Here is an 18,969-nt window from a genome sequence, read left to right on the forward strand (position 1 = left end):
CCTCGCTTTCTCTCCTTAAGGGTTCGTCATTGGCGACAATGCTTGCGCGCATTCATGGATATGACGGACGTAATCCCCGGTCAATTCCTGGATCTGCACGCTGTCCTCCGCTATGGTCTGCCCGTCCCGCTCCACATCGACCAGCTCAACGCGAATCTCGCGCGGGTCCATATAAGAGCATTGAAAATCAAAGGAAAAAAACTGATGTCCCGCCGCATTGATATGAATTCGCAGCCCCTGGGGGTTGGCCCCATCAGCCTGCACCTGCGCAGAGTCTCCCGGATTCAGATATTCCGGCAACTGCTTCTGCCAGGCATCCACCAGCGTGTGCTGGTCCATATTCATTTCTTTGTTCATAGTTACACCTCCCCTTTCCCGTTAAGGTGCGAAGAGGCGGGCTTTTTTATACCGGGATACGAAAAACAAGCTGCCGCCCTGTTTCAACAGGAATCGGCAGCTTGGGGAAGGCGCAGGCTGCGCCGGGAAGTTCAGGCGAATGGGACAAGCGCTAAGCTAAGCTCTGTCCACGGCGGGCTTGCTTGCCGTGGCTTCGTCGTCCTCTTGCCCCGGGGCCCGGTTACGCAGCCCGAAAGCGCACAGGATGCCGGCAATCGCGATGACCGCCATCACGATAAACAACGTATGCAAGCTTTGCGCTAGAACCTGCTTCAGCTCTCCCCAAAGTTCGGGGGCTAGTAAATGGACTTTTTCTGGAGACAGCAGTTGGTCGATATCGTCCTGTGAAATCGGGACGCCCGCTGCTGTACCATTTTTCGTCTGGGCCGCGATCCGCAGATTAATTAAGGTGCCGAAGGCGGCGACACCAATCGTCTGCCCGATCGATTTGACGAACGAATTCAGCGCCGTGGAGGCGCCGCGGAGGCTGTATCCAACAGAGGACTGGGCGATGATGGTAAATACGGTGAACGAGAAACCAAACCCGATTCCGTACAATGCGTTAAAGATTAATAACGGCCAAATCGGCATTCCTTCGGTGATCATGGCCAATCCCGCCGCACCCAAGGCAATGATAATCATGCCGATCAGCGAAGTGTAGCGAGAGCCCCGGGAAATCAGCCAACGGCTGCCCAAGACGGAGCCCAGCATCCAGCCGATGGACATTGGGGCCAGCGCCAGCCCGGAAATCGTCGCGTTTTGGCCATGCACCCCTTGAATCCAAAGGGGGAGGTATGACGTTAAGCCGATCAGCAGTGCGCTGGCTAAAAGGCTGGTCAAATTCGAGAAAGCGATGTCGCCAATCCGGAACAACTTCAACGGCACGAGCGGTTCCTCCGCCCGTTGTTCCGCAACGAAGAACAACACCAGGAAACAAGCCGCCACAGCAAAGATCCCGATCAGCCACGGCGAAGTCCAGGCCAACTGCTGCCCGCCCGTCGCCAGTCCGATCAGTAAGGCGGATACACCTATCGTAAAGGTTACCGCCCCCAGATAGTCCACCTTAACCTTGCGTTTCTCGATCCGCTCATGCAGATAAACGATGATGAAGTAAAGCGACAGCAAGCCAAACGGCACATTAAAGTAGAAGGCCCAGCGCCAATTCAGCGAATCCACGACATATCCCCCCAGAAGCGGACCAATCAAGGAGGAAATGCCCCAAACGGAGCTGATCCAGCCCTGGATTTTGGAGCGTTCCTCGATGGAGTAAATGTCGCCGATGATCGTAAACGTGACCGGAACGAGACCGCCGGCCCCGATCCCTTGTAGGGCGCGGAACCCGATCAGTTGCCCCATGCTTTGGGCCGTACCGGATAATATGGAGCCGGCCAAGAACAGCAGCGAGCTGATGACAAACACCGGCTTACGGCCGTACAGGTCACTGATTTTGCCGAAAATCGGCGTTGTGACGGACATCGTCAGCAGATAGGCGGTAAATACCCAACCGAGCAGCCGGGCTCCGCCGAGGTCGCCGACGATACGGGGGCCCGCCGGGCCAATGACGGTGCCTTCAATCGCAGCTAAAAACGTGGATAATAGCAAACCGGTCAAGATATAGTTACGTTTCAGTTTGGGTGCTTTCATGTTGAACGATACTTCCTTTCTCTACCATCCGTACAATGATTTCATAACCATTCATTATAGTAGAATGCCCGAAAAAAAGAAAGCCGGACGGCAAACCCGGGTCCTGTTCCTGGATTGCCGTCCGTATCGTTATCGTGTGGCTAGTTCAGCTTCGTTTGCTCCAGCTCAGCTCCTCGTCCCTAAGCAGCCCTTCCGCCATTCGCCAGTGTTTGACGGGTTCGCCTTCAAACAACTCCGGTTCATGGGTGATCATGATCAGCGCGGCCCCCTCCCCCAGCGCCTCGCGGCATAAATTCGTGAGCAAGCGGACGCCGCCATAATCGATGCCCGCCGTTGGCTCATCAAGAATGTACAGCCGCTTCGGACAGATCATAACCGAGGCCGCGCTCAGCAGGCGCTTCTCCCCGCCGCTTAACCAATACGGGGATTCGCCGGTTTTACCGGCTAAACCAATCGCTTCCAACATGCGTTCGGCCCGCTGTCGCAGCTCCTTTGGCACAGGATCCTGCGGTCTCAGCCGCAGTTCGGCGCGCGGGCTATAGAACAGCTCGTCCCACACGGTTGAGGCGACGAATTGCTGCTCCGGCTGCTGAAACACGTAGCCGATCTCGGACGCCCTATCGTAAAGCGTCCGGCGGGCAGTGTCCCGGCCCTGCCAAAATACCGTACCTTTAGGTGGGGGCAGAAGACCCATCAGCAAGCGGGACAACGTGGTTTTACCGGAACCGTTGTCCCCGCACAGCAGCCGCCAGTCGCCAGGGTACAGCGTCAGGCGGACATCCCGCAGCACCAGCTCGGTTCCGCGGGCGAAAGCGTAGCTGAGCCCTCGCGCCTCGAGCAGGGGCGCGTGAGTCGCCGCCGATGCGGGCCCGGCGGCGGGGGCGAGGGCGGCGGGCCCCGCAGGGCCGCCGCCGCTGGAGCCTGGGCATGCTGCCGCCGCCGATGGTTCGGCCGGCAGCATGCCCAGCTCCTCCAGCCGCGCGCTCGCGTCGCGGCGGAGGGGCTCCGCCGGACCGTCCAACGTGACGGTTCCGGCGTCCAGCACGACGAGCCGCGGCGCAGCCAGCGCGAGCTCGTCCATCCGGCCGGACATCGTCACGATGGTCCGGCCTTCGCCGTGCAGGCGGCGCAGCAGCGCCAGCAGCCGCCGGCGCGAGGCGGCGTCGAGGCTGGCCGCCGCCTCGTCGAGCACGAGCAACGGCGGCTCCAGCGCCAGCACCGCCGCAATTGCCGTGCGCTGCCGCCCGCCGCCGGACAGCGCATGCACGGGCGTAAGGCGACGGGGCGTCATCGCCACCGCCGCCAGCGCATCCGTTACCCGCCGTTCCAACTCGGCGGCGGGGACGCGCAGGTTCTCCGGGCCGAAGGCGACTTCGTCTTCGACCCGGCCCTGCACGAGCTGCGCGTCGGGGTCCTGGAACACGACCCCAATACGCCGGGCCACCTCGCCGATCTCCGCTTCCGCGGGATCGACGCCGTCCACGAGCACTCGGCCCGTGCGGTTCCCTCCCCCGGTTCGGGGGAGATAACCGCTGATCAGCTGCGCCAGGGCCGATTTGCCGCTGCCGCTCGCGCCGACGAGCGCCACCCACTCCCCGCGTTCCACGGTGAGCGTCACGCCTTGCACCGCCGGAACCCCGTCCGGCTCGAACGCGTAGCTGACATTGTGCAGTTCCAGTGCGGGGCGCGACATCTTACGCTTCCATCCGGCGGCCTGCCGCGAAGCGGCGAAGAAGTCCGCTGCCCGCCAAGGCGTCACCAAGCAGCTTGACCAGCAAGCCGCACAAGACCATCCCGCTCAGTACCCGGACGACCAATGCGATCAGCAGGATATCCATTCCCCATTTCGTATAACCGAACATTTGGGCGGCGAAGAAGAACCACACCGGCACCATCGCGCCTCCCGTCACCATCAGCATCGGCCAACTCCATTTTTTATATCGCACAAGGGCAAAGGCTCCCTCCACGATCACCAAATAACAGGCAGCGGCCACGAAGCAGGACAAAATGCCGTACGCCGTTCCCATAAAAGCTTGGACAACCGCCCCGATACCGTAGGTAATCAAGGCCGTCCCCGGTTTGCGGATAATATAATACGCCAGCAATCCGTAGATCATATACAAACCGGTGATCGTCGAGGTGAGGATCGGTCCCCCCAACCCGTTCAACGCTTGATTCAGCGGCGACAGAAAAACTGTCATCACGGCATTCGCCGCGGCCAGCATGGCCATCAGCACGATATCTAGTGTGGTAAAGCGCTGAAACGCCTTGCCCGAACTTGCTCCCTTCACATGAACCATCCTCTCATCGCTTTCGATTGTTAACCATAAAACATAATTTAGGTTAACAATCAATCGGCGTCAAGTCCTTTTTTTTGAACCGTTGCCCCTCTGCGTTAATCTCCCTGTGTCGCTAAAGCGCGAGAAAGCGAGATCCTTCGGGCCTGCAAGGGTTAAATTATCTCACAGCATCCACAGACCCGCCGTCAAAATCAAACTTATCATGATCGTCCCTATGCCAATGGCTTTAAACGGCACCTCCCGTAAAAACGTCCGCTCCCGATACGCGCCAAACCCCTTGGCATCCATCGCCCCGGCGGTTTGTTCCACGCGCCTTATCGCCCCGGTGAATACGGTCACTAACTGACCCCGACGCTGTTCCAGTCGCTCCTGGATCCCTCGCGGTTGCCGGCCCATCCGGAGTTTGCGGGCGGCCGCAGCCTGCCTGCCTTCCTCCGCCAACAATGGCAGAAACGTCAGCGCCATCGAAATTCCAAACACAAACCGGTACGGCAACTTCAAACGGGTTGTCATGATCACGACGAAATCCTTGGGATCGGTGGACTCGATATAAGCCAGCGAGGACAAAAACAAGCTAACCATCCGCAGGGTCACCGCTGCGGCGTCGCTTAGTGCAACCCCCGAAATCAGCAGAGGTCCCTCGGTACTGCCCTCTCGAAGCTGTACGGCTAGTGCAGTTACAACAAATAACGGCAGGCCAAAGCCGAGGATCCATGCGAACCGCCGCAATAACCGGTGCCAACTCATCCCGGCCCCCAGCTTAGCCGCTACGATCAACGTTAGCAACAAGACGATCTGCCGACGCGGGTCGTCCCAATGCATGGTGAGCGCAGCAAGGCAAGCTAACGCGACCAGTTTGCTGAGCGGATCAAGACGGTGAAGGAATCGGCCACCGTACTCTTTGCTATACTCCATCGTTAACTCCCCCCTCCTGCGTAATACTCTTTCTTTAACAAGGAATACATCAGCAGATCAACAAAGCCGCTCTCCGTCCATTGATACTGCCGAAGCAGTCCTTCCTCCAGGAATCCGAACGCCTTCAGCAGCCTGCGAGAAGCGTTGTTCCTCGGGTCGACCAGCGCCTCGATACGGTTTAATCCCATCGTTTCATACCCATAGGCGAGCAGCATCCGCAGCGCTTCCGACATATATCCATGCCCCCAGTACTCCCGGCCCAAGTCGTAGCCGATCTCGCCGCGATAGGCTCCGGCCAGCTCCCAGACATTAAATCCGCAGCTGCCGATCAGCTTCTTCTCCTCCTTGAGCTCTATGCCGAAGCGAAGCGTGTCCTCGCTCTCGGATAAACCGTTAAGTAGGTTAATCATCTCCCAAGTGTCCTCTACCGAGGTGAACGGCGGAAGATTCATGTACTTTATTACCTCAGAATCACTCCAATAATGAAACAAAACCCCTGCATCGTTCCGCTCCATCCGCCGCAGCCGCAGCCTTTCGCTTTCCAGCACGGGAATGTCCCCGCCGCATCTAAACACGATTTCCAGTTCCCCCTCGCCGTTTCCGCTTCTGCATGTTTGAGTGATGTTCAGGGATTTGTTCTTTCTCCATTACAACACCCTTTTATAGATAATCATATCGGAATAAACTCGTCAAAGGGGAAGGGCAAATTTTACAGGGGGGCGATTTTCCTTCCAACTTTTCGGTGATACTATTATAGACATAGAGAGCTTTACGGATAGGCTCGCAAGGAGGAACCCACGCAGATGGTATTTACGATCGTTATCTTGGTTTTGCTGCTTGCCGTATTGGCATTTGTGAGCGGGGTGCCGCGCTTTGCGGTTCGCCAGATCACCCAGATGCGGCTGCAAACGAATGAGAGTATTTACGAATATTTAGAACGAACGGGTGTATATACCCGCGAACAATTCGAGCGGTTACCCAAACAAGCGGTACAGGTAATGTCCCGCGACGGATTGAAGTTAAACGGGTACGTGCTGGAGTTGTTCCCCGAGAGCCACCGCTGGATGATCATCGTTCACGGTTATACGGTCTCGTTGCTCGCCTCAACGCAATATATCGAAATGTTTCAAAAGGCGGGCTTTAACATTCTGCTCGTGGATCAACGCCGGCATGGCGGCAGTGAAGGAAGCTACACAACCTATGGTTATCAAGAGAAGTACGATGTCCAAACGTGGGTACATTGGATCCTTGAGAATTACGGAGAAAGTAGCGTGATCGGCCTTCATGGCCAATCCTTAGGGGGCGGAACGGTTCTGGAGTATCTCTCCATTGCCCATCCCAATGTGAAATTCGTCATCGCCGACTGCCCATATTCGGACCTGACGGAGCTCATGCGCCATCAAATTTCCAAGCTGAACAAGCTGCCGGCCAAGCCGCTCTTGCCGCTGGTTGACAAGCTGCTGCAGCGCAAAGCCGGCTTCCGACTGCATCAGGTTAGTCCAATTAAGGCCGTCGAACACAGCAAGTTACCGGTGTTGTTCATCCATGGCATGGAAGACAACTACGTACCGACCTATATGAGCCGAGAGATGTACAGTCAAAAACCCGAACCCAAAGAACTGCTGCTCGTGGAGGGCGCGGTCCACGCCAATGCCTACGGCATCAATCCGAAACGGTATACCGATCAGGTTCAGACCTTCATCGAGAAGGCACTAGGCGCGGATGAACAATCCACCGCTTATTTACCAAGCATCTGACTTTGAGCCATGACGATATACTGATCCAGGCGTTGGCTTAATTCCAGAATCGTGCCGCTGCTAAAGTTGTCTTGGGTAGCGGCATTCATTAATTCCAGACGCAGGTGCTCAATGGTCGCCTTCAGATCATTGCTGATTTTGTTATTGGTACGGCTTACGCCTCGGAGAGTTTGAGGTACCATAAAATCACCTTTTCATTAATCTTGTCCCTATTTTACCTCATGATGCCAAAAAACATATTTTGCAAATTTGATAAAAATTAGCACTCGGTGTCGGACTTTGTAAGAAAAAATAGTCCCCCCTCCGCAGGAATGCTATCCCTCGACAAAAAACTTATTTATAATAGATTTTATTACTGCCGGCGGCCTAGGTCAGCCTGCAGCTTCAAGGAGGGAATAACGTATGTTTCATGCCAGCGAATACAGCGGCTCCCGCGAAGAGCGGCAGAATGCCGTCTTGTCACAGCTTCAAGCGCTCATTTACGAGGAAAGCAGCCAAGTAGCCAATTTAGCCAACGCCGCCGCGCTGCTGAACTTTTTCTTAGATGATATCAACTGGGTCGGCTTCTATTTGTTCGACGGCCAGGAGTTAGTACTTGGGCCGTTCCAAGGCCTACCGGCCTGTATTCGGATCCCGCTCGGCAAAGGCGTGTGCGGGACCAGTGCGGAACGCCGAGAAACGCTGCGGATCGAAGATGTCTACGCCTTTCCGGGACACATCGCCTGCGACGCGGCGTCCAATAGCGAGATTGTCGTACCGATCGTCGTGGGAGACCAACTCATTGGGGTACTGGACATCGACAGTCCGCTGAAGGGGCGGTTTGACGCCGAAGATCAGGCATTCCTGGAGCAATTTGTGGCGACGCTCGCCAAGCAGTTGTAGTTGACAGACCCACATAACGTGGGGAGTATGTTGCGGGATTTGCTCGTTCCACGAGTTCTATAGGCCTTTGCGCGTTTTCCGCGCAGGGGTCTTTTTTTGACTGTTACCTTAGTGCCCGCCGTCGCTCTCCCGCTTTGGGTTCCCATTCTATCAATTTTATGCGATATTTCATTCATATCCCGCTGCCTTCGCCTCGTTTGCTCCTATTCTGTTCGATTTTTCATACAAAATTCCGGTTTCAGGGCCTTACTCTCTCCGTTTTATACGATTTTTCATACAAATCCTCCGTTCGATAGCAAGCTCTCCCCATTTATACGCGATTTTTCATATACATTCCTTATACCAGGTTTACCCACGTTCGATAAAAAAGAAGCGCGAGCATAAGGGGCTAGACTGCCCTTTATGCTCGCGCTATTTTATCCTGCCATCCCAAGCGCCGCGGCTTAATACCGCCAGAGATTAATCTTCTCCCGGCTTTGTGACGATAACCATGCCCTCCACATGCCGTTTGCTCATCAGCTTGCGCTTTTTCCGGTTCTCCTTCGAATCAAAGACGATATCAAGATCGTAGTCCTCCGGATATAGCGACTCGCTCTTGAGATATGGCTTCAACCGTTTATGGTTGATTATGATTTTCTGTTTCTGAACCTGAACCCATGCCATTCCTCGAGAATCCGGGGGTTCAACGACGATGCCGATTTTTCCAATGGACGTCACCAGGACAGCGTCGCCAACCTCAAACTTGCGGGAGGGTTGGATCACCGCTTCGGCAGCTTCTTCGGGGGCTCCTTCCGCCTCCTTCCCATCACCGCCTGTCTCTCGGCGACCCCGGGGCATTGACACGGCTGGCGCTGAGGATCGCTTCGGCGGCACGATTTCGTCCCACCGCATGCCCCCGCTTCCAGAGCCATCAGTGAATTGCTGTCGGCTGACGATATGCTGCGAGCGTTCGATGATTCCGCCGGACATCCCTAGCTTACGGGCAATTTCGATCGCATAGCTGCGGCCGGATTGCCCGATGGTCAAGCGATACAACGGGCGCAGCGTCTCGGCGTCAAATTCCATACGGGCGTTCTCGAAGCCCTCCGCTCGAGAGGCAAACGTCTTAAGTTCGTTAAAATGCGTCGTAACCATCACTGTAGAACCTTTGCGTGCGAACTCCTCCAATACCGCGATCGATAACGCGATCCCTTCCCCCGGGTCGGTACCTGCGGCCAACTCGTCGATCAGCACCAAGGTAGACGGCCTTGCCTCCTGTAAGATTTCCACCAGGGCACCGATCTGAGCAGAGAAAGTGCTGAGCGACTGCTCCAGGTTCTGTCCGTCCCCGATGACCGCGCGGATGCCTTGGTATACCGCAAACCGGCTGTCCGACGAGACCGGCACCAGCAGGCCCGATTGCACCATCAAGGACAGCAGGCCCACCGTCTTTAGGACAACCGTCTTCCCGCCGGTGTTAGGGCCGGTGATGATCAGCGTCCGGTAATCGGCGCCAATCGCTACATCCAGAGGAACCATCGTTTGCAGCAACTTCGGATGCTTTGCCCCTCGAATCACCGTGTCACCGCTCTCGCTCAGCTGTACCGGGGCACCACCAATCGCTGCCGCATATTTCGCTTTGGCAAATATGAAGTCGTACGTCCCCGTGATCTCGATGTTCCGAACAAGGACAGCGGCTTCTCGTTCGACCAATCCGGCGAGGTAACCTAAGATTTTGGCCTCCTCCCGGGCTTCCTCTCCTTGAAGCAGCTCCAGCTCTCCCTGCAGCGCCGCAACCTCCTGCGGTTCTATGAACACCGTCTGCCCGCTGGTCGACTGGTCCAGCATACGCCCGTTGACTTGCTTGTAATAATCCTTTTTAACCGGAATCACATATCTGCCACCGCGGACGCTCACAATGTTCTCTTGCAAAATGGAAGCATGGCGAGCCATGACGGACTGAATACGCTTCTGAATCCGCTCCTTGACGACCGCGATTTTCTTGCGCGTCTTCTCCAGCTCCCGGCTCGCTTCATCTGTGATCACCCCGAACCGGATACAACGAAGGATCTCCTGCTGCAGCGAGGGTAAATCTTGTAGGTCGGTCGCATAAATGCCAATTCGCCAGGCCATTTCGCCTTTAGAGGCCATATATTTCTTCAATTGCCCGCAGCTGTGCAGGAACGTCTGCACCGCCATCAGATCTTGTTCGGTGAACAAATAACCCGTGCCTAGCAAAGAGACGACCCACTCAATCCCTTCCAGAGAGGGCAGCGGTACACTGGCCCCTTTCCCGTATAAAGCGAGCGCTTCCGCGGTTTCCGCGATCGCCCGTTCGATCGCCCGTTTTTCCACCATCGGCGTAAGCTCCTCGATTCGATGCCGACCGGCATAAGATACCGCGTATCCCAGCAACTCCTGCTTAATGCTCTCATATTCCAACGTACTACTCGAAAATGTATTCAAGGTAGAACCTCCTTCAAATGGGTTGTCATTCCTTCTTTTTGAAATCAAAAAAGGCAAAGGACGGCACGTATGCCATCCTTTGCCTAGACCTCTCCCGCTGATGCCGATCAGAAAATCAAAAAAGCCGTGCTGAAAACAGCACGGCTTCATCATAATCATGATGACGGCAGCTAGGGAGAAGCTGCAAGATGTCCCGCGTGTGTTCTTAACTCATTCATAGACCGTAACAAGCGTACGGAAAAATACGGGCGCGCTCCAACTTTAAGCGGCACGTTCCTGTACCCTGTGTAACCGTCTCTATGAAGTTAACTAGTTAAGAACCTTCACCGACATCAATATCTCTCCTCTTTAGAGATAATTCAAAAAGTCATCTTTCGATCACGAAGTGGGCCAAGAAGTAATTTCGACATCGAATCTTGAATTCACCCGGGCCTTCCGTTGCTCCCGTAGCCTCCGGCTACGCTCCGCTACTCAGTCCCTAGCTTCATCCAACCTTCTCGGTGCTCCAAACCTGACTTTTTGATTTTCATTAAATAGGTAATTCAAAAAGTCATCTTTCGATCACGAAGTGGGCCAAGAAGTAATTTCGACTTCGAATCTTGAATTCACCCGGGCCTTCCGTTGCTCTCGTAGCCTCCGGCTACGCTCCGCTACTCAGTCCCTAGCTTCATTCAACCTTCTCGGTGCTCCAAACCTGACTTTTTGATTTTCATTAAATAGGTAATTCAAAAAGTCATCTTTCGATCACGAAGTGATTCAAAAAGAAGGAATACCTTTAATTTACCAAAAAGAGGCGCTATTCGTCAAGAATCCGAGTTTATGCGCACTTCATCCCTTTTTGAGTGGAATATCTTGCTAATTGAGTGAATTGATTAATTTTATTCTTACGATCATTTCATGTATTATATATGGGGCGTTAAAATTGTTAACTCGGCATTAAATTCAACTAAAGGAGCTTTTGCGGAAAGGAAGGAAACGAAGTGTCACAATTCAATCGCATCCGGCTCGCCAACATCAAGCCGTTTGTCTTTTTCTCCGTCATTATGATCTTGAAGATTTATCTCGTCTGGACGGCCATTTTTGATGGAGTTCCTGCTTGGGGGCCATTGCTGAAGGAAATCCCGTTTATCTGGGTTTTGTTCTGCCTGATTGAATGGTTCTCCTCCAAACGTAAGATTGGCCTTTATCTAACTGTAAACTTGATCGTTACCGCGATATTCTTCGCAGCCGTTATGTATCATAAATATTATGGGGTAATCGTAAATTATACTGCCCTGCAGCAGGTCAATCAGGTCACCGCCGTGAAGAACAGCGTGTTCTCCCTGCTGGCGCCTTATTATTTGTTGATCTTTCTGGACATCGTTGTAATCGGCTTCTGGCTGTTCCGGAAGAAACGTGCCGAGAAGCTTAAAGCTTTCTTTAATCTAAAAAAAGCCAGCACTGGCGTAATCGCCGGCATCTTCGGCTTCTCTCTGCTGCTGTGCATCTTCAACATTTGGCCGAACCGGGCCAGCATGAACGAAATTAAGCAAGCCGAGCAAATGGGCATCCTGAACTATGAGACGTACACGATTTTCTCCAGCACCAAGAAGGAAGAGCTGGTCGATAAAAACCAGATCTCGCAAGCGAAAATCGATAAGTTGAAGGGCATTACCGCCCCGTCCGAACCGAAGTATTTCGGTGCTGCCAAAGGCAAGAACCTGATCATCATCCAGATGGAATCGTTCCAGAACTTCCTAATCGACCTGAAGATCGACGGCCAGGAAGTGACGCCGAACATGAACAAGCTGGTCAAGGAAAACACGTACTTCAACCATTTCTATCAAATGGTTGGTCAAGGTAACACCTCCGATGCTGAATTTGTCGTCAATACCTCATTCTATATTCCATATAATGAGGCGGCGACGCAAAACTACCCGGACAAGGAATTGCCGAGCTTGCCGAAACTCATGCGGGATCAAGGTTATGATACCGCGACGTTCCATACCAACGTCGTTGATTTCTGGAATCGCGGCGAACTGTACAAAGCTATTGGCTTTAACCGTTATTATGACCAGAAATGGTTTGGTACAGAGGACACCGTATTCTTTGGACCTTCAGATGAAGTGCTGTACAAGAAAACAGCCGAAGAGCTGGATCGCATGCAGCAAACCGGACAGCCTTTCTATACCCAAGTCATCTCGATGACGGCGCATCATCCGTTCACGACGCCGCATGAGAAGGATAAAATCCAGCTGCCGGAGCGTTATCAGGACAATATGGTTGGCGATTATCTGCGGGCGCAAAGCTATGCAGACTACGCGTTGGGCCAATTTATTCAGGACTTGAAGCAAAGAGGCATTTGGGACAACAGCGTCGTTATGATCTATGGAGATCATCTTGGCTTGCCGATGTATTCGCTGGACAAACATGGACTTGAGCTGATGAAAGAGATCTACGGCCGAGATTACAGCTATATTGATATGATTAACATTCCGCTGCTCATTCATGCCCCTGGCGTCAACACGCCTGCGGTTATGAACAATGTCGGCGGCCAGGTTGATATCCTGCCAACGGTGGCTAACCTGCTCGGCGTGAATCTCGATAACCACATCCACTTCGGTGAGGATATTTTGAACCAGACGTCTTACAACTTATTACCGCAGCGTTATTATCTTCCGTCCGGCTCGTTCCTGAACGATCAGGCGTTATTTATCCCAGGGGTTTGGTACAACGATGGTACGAAGTACCCGCTGGCGAAAGATGGCGTGAAGCAAGCATTGACGACGGAAAGCGAATATAATCGTGCGCTTGAACTGCTCCGCCTCAGCGACAGTTACGTGCAACAGCTGCCCGACCGGGTGAAAGAAAACAAAGAATGACACGAGGATTTGCAAAAAAATCAGAGCCGCAGGCATCCCGAATCGGGATGTCCTGCGGCTCTCTTTTCTTCACCCTTACAACGCCGGAGTGGCAACTCCCTCCATTGCTGTTTTCTCTAGCGCTTGCCTTTGGTCTTCCTGGCTTAATCCGCGTTCATGAAGCAACTCCTGCTCTTTCATGCGTAGATGCTTACGCCCTCTCCAGCGGAAGAATGAAAACACGCCGCGGATATATTCGTCGCTGATCATGCTGGCATAAATCGCAATGATTCCCCAACCCAGCGATACCCCAAATAAATACGAACAACCGGTTGCCACCACCGACATGAAAATCAAGGAGATCACCATTGTGTAACGGGTGTCCCCTACTGCATTCAAGGAGTTGCCAAGTGCCATGTTAATCATTTTACCAGGCTGCAGCAGCAGATTCAGCCATAGCAACGCAGCGCATAAGGCCAAGATATCGGTATCTTGCGTAAACAGCCCCAGTAGCTTGGGACCTAACAACACGAGAATAAACGCGTTGACGATAACCAGCGGCAGTCCGAAGGCCAACACCCGGTATACCGCACGATACGCTTCCTTCGTTTTGCCTGCTCCGTAAAGATGGGCAATCTGAATTTGCGCCGCCATTGCCAACGAGAAACCTAACATGAAGCAAAACGACTCCAGCGTATTCATATACGTCCTGGCGGCCAGTTCGGTGGAGCCAAGCACCGCGAGGAACGAGAAGATCGCCAACTGCGAGAACACCCAACTCGCCGAGTTGACCCCAAGCGGCCAGCCGATCACGAGCACTTCCTTGAATAGCTTGCGGTCAAACACCGGAATATCCTTTATCCCGATCCGCCGCTGGAACGTACCCAGGAAAATAAACAGCAACACAACCGTAGCGATCAAACGGCTAATCACTGTCGAAATGGCTACCCCGGTTAACCCCCATTGCGGAAATCCGAAGGCTCCGAATATAAAGCAATAGTTCATGAAGATATGGATGACGTTCATGCCGATCGCCGTAAACATCGGGCCCTTCGTATTCCCGGTGTTGCGGATCGCCGTCCCTAGCATGGAGATCATCGCGGTCAATATCATCCCGCCGCCAACGATGGAAATGTAGACTTTGGCCAGCGGCAGCAGTTCATCCGGAAGCTGCAGCATCGTGGCGATCGGCCCCGGTACGGCGATCAGCAAGATACTGAGGAAGATCCCGATCGCAGCCGTTACTTTAAAGGCAATAATAGCGACGGTCCGGGCATCCTCCTCGCGGCCCGAGCCGATCTTCTGGGCGATGACGATCCCCGCGCCGCTCGCTACCGTAGCAAACAGCGTAGTCAGCGCATTAAACAGCTGGTTGGAAAACCCGACGACCGCCACCGCATTATCGGATATGCGGCTGACCATCAACGTGTCGACGGTGCCCAGCAGGATTTGCAGGAACAATTCGATAAATATAGGCCAAGCGAGCAGCCAGAGGGAAAATTTATCCTTCTCGCCGCCCTTGATTTTCTTCATTATTACAACCTCCTGGATATCGGAGAATCCAATGGACTCCCTGTCATCGTGTTAACATGAAACACATTATAGATGTTAACCTCATCTTGATGTATCATTGAATCAACTCAATCTTTCAATATTCCAACTTAAGAGGAGCTGGTACCTTTTGCCTCCTATTATTGAATTTACCGCGCCCCCACTCCCTCACTATATCGTCAGCGGTTCGGCGGTTATTCCGGTGGGCGGCAAGCATCCGAGCCGGCAAAATATCGGCGCCTTCGACCTATTAGTCGTCGAACACGGGCGTTTATTCATCGGGGAGGAAGGACGCGATTACGAGGTGACGGCCGGACACGCCTTGATTCTCCGTCCCGACTGCTATCACTATGCGCTGGAAGGCTGCCGGGAGGATACCCTGCACCATTGGCTGCATTTTCAATTAATGGGCGATTGGAGGGTTGTTGAGGACGAAGCCTATCGGCATTGCGGATGCAGCATGACGGATAAAGACGTCCCCGGTTCGATCTCCCTGCCTCCGTTTACCGCTACGTCGTATATCGTCCCCCTGCCCCAATATACGAAGCTGGCCCAGCCGCAAAAGATCATCACCCTGCTGAACGAACTGGTCGAATTGAACCGAAACCTTCATTTGGACAGCGTCCGACTGCGCCAGCAGGCCCTTTTTCAAGACGTGATCGTGGAGTTATCCGCCTCGTCCGCCCCTGCCGGACTTCCTCCGCAGTCGGCCTGCGCCGAGAAGGCGGCCTCCTATCTACGCGAGCATTCCTGTGAGTCCTTTTCCGCGCAAAAGCTTGGAGAGAGCATCAATTTCCACCCGGTGTACATCGCCCGTTGCATGCAGAAGGTGTTCGGCTGTTCGCCTGCCGTTTATCTGCAGCGCCTTCGCATCGAGCAAGCCAAGTTGTTGCTCCTTCAAACGGATCTGACGATCGAGCGAATTGCCGAACAAGTCGGCTTTAACCAAGCCGCATATTTCACCGCCTGCTTCAGTAAGACCGAAGGGATGTCCCCGCGGAAATATCGCCAGCGATTCACTTGGAACAATGAATAGGCTACCTTTTTCCGTGATCCCGGGGATTGGTTTTTTGATTATCGCTCAGGACTCCTCTATAATTCAAAGAAACCGCTTTTTTACTTAAGCCAAATGGGGGAAATGGATTGACACTTGTGAAAATATTTGCCGACAGCATCTCGGATCTGCCGGAGACCTGGGCCCGTGCATATGATATCGGCATTGTTCCGCTTTATGTCGTTTTCGGCGAGACCGCCTACAAAGATAAACTAGAGATTACCACCGCCGACATCTATCGACGGGTCGATGAGGATGGAGTCTTGCCCAGAACGGCAGCGCCGGCTCCGGCCGATTTCATCGCCGCTTTCTCACCTTGGATTGAGCAAGGGCATACGATCGTGTATATCAGCATGTCATCCAAGCTCTCTTCCTCTTACCAAAACGCATTGATCGCCGCAGCTGAATTTCCCGAAGGACGCATACACGTCGTGGATTCCCTGAACGTTTCCGGCGGTATTGCATTGTTGGTTCTGAAGGCTGCCATCGCCGCCAAGCAGGGGACCGGCCCTTCCGAATTGGTCAGCATGCTGGAGGAAATGCGGGAACGGGTCGAAATTGAGGTGTTAGTGGACAGTCTTGACTACTTGCATAAGGGGGGGCGCGCTTCCAGCGTTCAGTATATGATCGGAAGCTTGCTTAAAATCCGGCCCGTGTTGAAAGTGAAGGAAGGGCTGGTCATCTCCGCCGATAAATACCGCGGCAAAACCGAGAAAGCAATCGAACGAATGCTTCATAACTTCATCGACAACGTCCACAAGGTTGATCGGGAGCTCATCATCGTCGCACAGACGCTAGCCGAAAAAGCCGCCGGCTTCATCAGGAATACCCTCCTTGAAAAGACGGATGTCAAGGAAGTATCTATTATTGAAGGTGGATGTGCCATCTCCTGCCACTGCGGCCCACGAACGGTCGCCATCATGTACCTTCGGCAACCGAATTCCGCCATATAAGCTAAATTTGGACAGCCAGCAGATATACAACCCGTGGAGGAGTATCTCATATCAAAGAGGCCGGGCGAAGGGATAGGTATCCCTCTGCTCGGCCTTTCCTTCATCATGCGGTACTCAATATTTTCCGAATTCCCAATCCCTTAGTCAAGAGAATATGACCTGTATCACTTCTTCCCCGGATCGATATCCTGCGGGCGAAGCCCTTCCCAAATGTTCGGGATATTCACCTTGGATGGATCATCAAACACGAGAAAAGCCGTCGGCAAATAACGCTCACCGTATTCGGACGAAGGCTTGTTGGCGATTTTGCCGCCTTCTTTCACCAATACGGTAGACGAACCACCATCTAGGTTGGCGGCGATCACTGCGCCATGATCGAGCATGATCTGCTGGACGTCGTATAAGCTGGCACCGATACTGTACCCCGGCTGACGCCCATCGATGACGACGAACAGGATGGCCCCGTCTTCGCGTTGCCCCATGGCCGTCCGCGGGGCGATCCCCCAGCCTTCTTTTTGGCTGCGGATTTGCCCTTTTCCATTCACGATGATTCTCGGCTGAAACGTCACCGCCTCCTGGATCCCCAGCTTATCCAGCTCCTCTAGCGTATATTTACCGGCAATCATTTTCCCCTGCTTATCCAGTCCTACGATTTGCGTCGCCGCGCCTGAACTGATGCCGTTGTAATACAGCTTACCTTGCGAGATGACCACGCCAATCGGCTTGAAGCCGTTGCCCTTCCAGTTCGGATCGGCAAACCCGCCGCCGTTGACGCCGGCGATGGCTCCGGTCCGCTCTACCATGCTGGAGACCTTCTCCCCTTTGCCTCGTTTGACCGGCACGCCTAAACGAATTTTGGTCGGATCGTTGACGGTCATCACATAGCCGTGGTAGCTGTTTCCAGAGACTTCCTCAATTTCGACGAGTGGCTTCTCCGCCTGTGTATCCTCTTTACCTGTGTTCGATAAGTCAATCGTATGGGTGTCCTTCTCCGTCCCCATCTGTTCGAACCGAGCCTGGTAAGCGGCTACCCGCTTGTCCAGCTCAGCTTGCCCGATGATATATTTTGCCCAATGGCGATGCTGCGTCGTAATCAACGTATCCGCCATCAAAAATCGCATATTATTGCCGGACGGGGTGAAGAACAGCCAGATCATCGCCGCCGTCCCGAGAAGCATCATGGTTATAATCAATCGGGACAACAGAAAGAAAAATCCACGCTTTCGCCGTTTCTTGACGGACGTGCGTTTCTTGGCACCCGTTCCCCGCTTCACCGACGCACGGCTAGGTAATGTAGGCGTTGGCATGATGGTTGTCTCTCCCCTTGCTCTCTAATATAGCTTGCTGTACATTAAACGTTCATTCTAGTCCGAAAGTTTCACCCTTATAAAGATGGCCCGCGATCGCAACCAACGATCACGGGCCCATTCCTCAAAGAAGCGACCACCAAATCTTCACTGCCGTGAAGGCGATGATGACCACCAATCCGTAGCGCAGATATTTCACGTTGATTTTCGCCCCGAACCAAGCCCCCAGCGGGGCCCCGGCGAGACTGCCGAGAACGGTGTACAGCACCGGTTCCAGCGGGATGGGCATCGTCGCGATTTTACCAACCACCCCGCCTATAGCAGAGAACAACACAATGGCCAGCGACGAGGCAATCGTGGTACGGGGTGGGATTTTCAGGATCGTCAACATGACGGGAATGAGCATAAACGCTCCCCCGGCACCAACAATGCCAGAAACGATCCCGATCAAAAACGCGGAAGCCATCGCGATCACGCGGTTGAAGGAGATTGCCTCTGCCCCCGTTTCCGGCACTGCGCGATTTGGAATAAGCATCAGCACGACTGCAACGGCTGCCAGAATACCATAAACGAGGTTGATGACGCCACTCGCCAGATAACCCGAGACCAGCCCTCCGAGCAGGCTGCCGACCAAAGTGCTGCCTCCCATATACAAGACGAGCCCCTTGTGGATGCCGCCTGCCGGCGTTGTCCGCCTGCGGAAGGCCAGTACGCCGGAAAGGGAGGCGAACAACACCTGAAACATGCTGATCGAAGATACCTCCTGCCCAGTGAAATGGGCCGCCCCAAGAGCCGCAGGAACAAACAGTAGCAGCGGATAATTAATAATCGCACCGCCAATGCCTAATAATCCGGAGAAAAAGGAGCCCACAAGCCCCAATACCACCATTACCGCAAACAGCAAAACATCCATACTCCCACTCGA

At 53.8% G+C, this 18,969-nt stretch carries 16 protein-coding genes and 1 pseudogene; 5 read left to right on the forward strand and 12 right to left on the reverse strand.

The features are described 5' to 3' along the window. Positions 1-15: 15 nt before the first annotated feature. The 7 genes and pseudogenes from IM700_RS18165 to IM700_RS18190 all read right to left on the reverse strand — a co-directional run bounded on the left by IM700_RS18165 (position 16) and on the right by IM700_RS18190 (position 5,830). A complete protein-coding gene (locus IM700_RS18165; protein ID WP_155607252.1) occupies positions 16-357 on the reverse strand; it encodes a hypothetical protein in 342 nt (113 codons plus the stop codon). A gap of 156 nt (positions 358-513) precedes the next feature. Continuing rightward, positions 514-2,040, reverse strand: coding sequence for an MDR family MFS transporter (locus tag IM700_RS18170; RefSeq protein WP_193416619.1), 1,527 nt, complete (start codon positions 2,038-2,040; stop codon positions 514-516). Positions 2,041-2,185: 145 nt separating this feature from the next. After that, a complete protein-coding gene (locus IM700_RS23290; protein WP_239484037.1) occupies positions 2,186-3,133 on the reverse strand; it encodes an ABC transporter ATP-binding protein in 948 nt (315 codons plus the stop codon). A 93-nt stretch (positions 3,134-3,226) separates the two neighbouring features. Beyond that, positions 3,227-3,733 (reverse strand): annotated as a pseudogene (locus IM700_RS23515) (energy-coupling factor ABC transporter ATP-binding protein); the annotation flags it as partial. A 1-nt stretch (position 3,734) separates the two neighbouring features. Continuing rightward, positions 3,735-4,340, reverse strand: coding sequence for an ECF transporter S component (locus IM700_RS18180; RefSeq protein WP_155607254.1), 606 nt, complete (start codon positions 4,338-4,340; stop codon positions 3,735-3,737). 162 nt (positions 4,341-4,502) lie between these two features. Then, positions 4,503-5,255: an energy-coupling factor transporter transmembrane component T family protein gene (locus IM700_RS18185; RefSeq protein WP_193416621.1), complete on the reverse strand. Its 753-nt coding sequence runs from the start codon at positions 5,253-5,255 to the stop codon at positions 4,503-4,505. Positions 5,256-5,257: 2 nt separating this feature from the next. After that, positions 5,258-5,830, reverse strand: coding sequence for a GNAT family N-acetyltransferase (locus tag IM700_RS18190; protein WP_193416622.1), 573 nt, complete (start codon positions 5,828-5,830; stop codon positions 5,258-5,260). Positions 5,831-6,058: 228 nt separating this feature from the next. Between IM700_RS18190 and IM700_RS18195 the strand changes: the two genes are divergently transcribed. Next, positions 6,059-7,012 (forward strand): alpha/beta hydrolase, encoded by a 954-nt coding sequence (locus IM700_RS18195; RefSeq protein WP_193416623.1) that lies wholly within the window; start codon positions 6,059-6,061, stop codon positions 7,010-7,012. Here the strand turns inward: IM700_RS18195 and IM700_RS18200 are convergent. Then, positions 6,994-7,194: an aspartyl-phosphate phosphatase Spo0E family protein gene (locus IM700_RS18200; RefSeq protein WP_155607258.1), complete on the reverse strand. Its 201-nt coding sequence runs from the start codon at positions 7,192-7,194 to the stop codon at positions 6,994-6,996. The two genes, IM700_RS18195 and IM700_RS18200, sit on opposite strands and share 19 nt — an antisense overlap. A gap of 220 nt (positions 7,195-7,414) precedes the next feature. Between IM700_RS18200 and IM700_RS18205 the strand changes: the two genes are divergently transcribed. After that, positions 7,415-7,894, forward strand: a complete 480-nt coding sequence (locus IM700_RS18205) for a GAF domain-containing protein (RefSeq protein WP_155607259.1) — start codon at positions 7,415-7,417, stop codon at positions 7,892-7,894. A 459-nt stretch (positions 7,895-8,353) separates the two neighbouring features. Here the strand turns inward: IM700_RS18205 and IM700_RS18210 are convergent, their stop codons facing one another. Beyond that, a complete protein-coding gene (locus tag IM700_RS18210; RefSeq protein ID WP_193416624.1) occupies positions 8,354-10,339 on the reverse strand; it encodes an endonuclease MutS2 in 1,986 nt (661 codons plus the stop codon). 980 nt (positions 10,340-11,319) lie between these two features. Between IM700_RS18210 and IM700_RS18215 the strand changes: the two genes are divergently transcribed. After that, a complete protein-coding gene (locus IM700_RS18215; RefSeq protein WP_193416625.1) occupies positions 11,320-13,200 on the forward strand; it encodes a sulfatase-like hydrolase/transferase in 1,881 nt (626 codons plus the stop codon). Between the two features lie 75 nt (positions 13,201-13,275). Here IM700_RS18215 and IM700_RS18220 read toward each other — a convergent pair whose 3' ends face one another. Further along, positions 13,276-14,712 (reverse strand): MATE family efflux transporter, encoded by a 1,437-nt coding sequence (locus IM700_RS18220; RefSeq protein WP_193416626.1) that lies wholly within the window; start codon positions 14,710-14,712, stop codon positions 13,276-13,278. A gap of 148 nt (positions 14,713-14,860) precedes the next feature. Between IM700_RS18220 and IM700_RS18225 the strand changes: the two genes are divergently transcribed. Then, positions 14,861-15,766: a helix-turn-helix domain-containing protein gene (locus tag IM700_RS18225; protein ID WP_193416627.1), complete on the forward strand. Its 906-nt coding sequence runs from the start codon at positions 14,861-14,863 to the stop codon at positions 15,764-15,766. A 107-nt stretch (positions 15,767-15,873) separates the two neighbouring features. After that, a complete protein-coding gene (locus IM700_RS18230) occupies positions 15,874-16,737 on the forward strand; it encodes a DegV family protein (protein ID WP_193416628.1) in 864 nt (287 codons plus the stop codon). A gap of 164 nt (positions 16,738-16,901) precedes the next feature. Here IM700_RS18230 and IM700_RS18235 read toward each other — a convergent pair whose 3' ends face one another. Continuing rightward, the gene (locus IM700_RS18235; protein ID WP_193416629.1) at positions 16,902-18,044 is read right to left on the reverse strand and encodes a phosphodiester glycosidase family protein; all 1,143 of its coding nucleotides are present in this window, start codon (positions 18,042-18,044) and stop codon (positions 16,902-16,904) included. A 124-nt stretch (positions 18,045-18,168) separates the two neighbouring features. Next, positions 18,169-18,957, reverse strand: coding sequence for a sulfite exporter TauE/SafE family protein (locus IM700_RS18240; RefSeq protein ID WP_155607265.1), 789 nt, complete (start codon positions 18,955-18,957; stop codon positions 18,169-18,171). Positions 18,958-18,969: the final 12 nt, after the last annotated feature.

This window comes from Paenibacillus rhizolycopersici (genome assembly GCF_014947195.2).
In the GTDB taxonomy this organism is placed as follows: Bacteria; Bacillota; Bacilli; order Paenibacillales; family Paenibacillaceae; genus Fontibacillus; species Fontibacillus rhizolycopersici.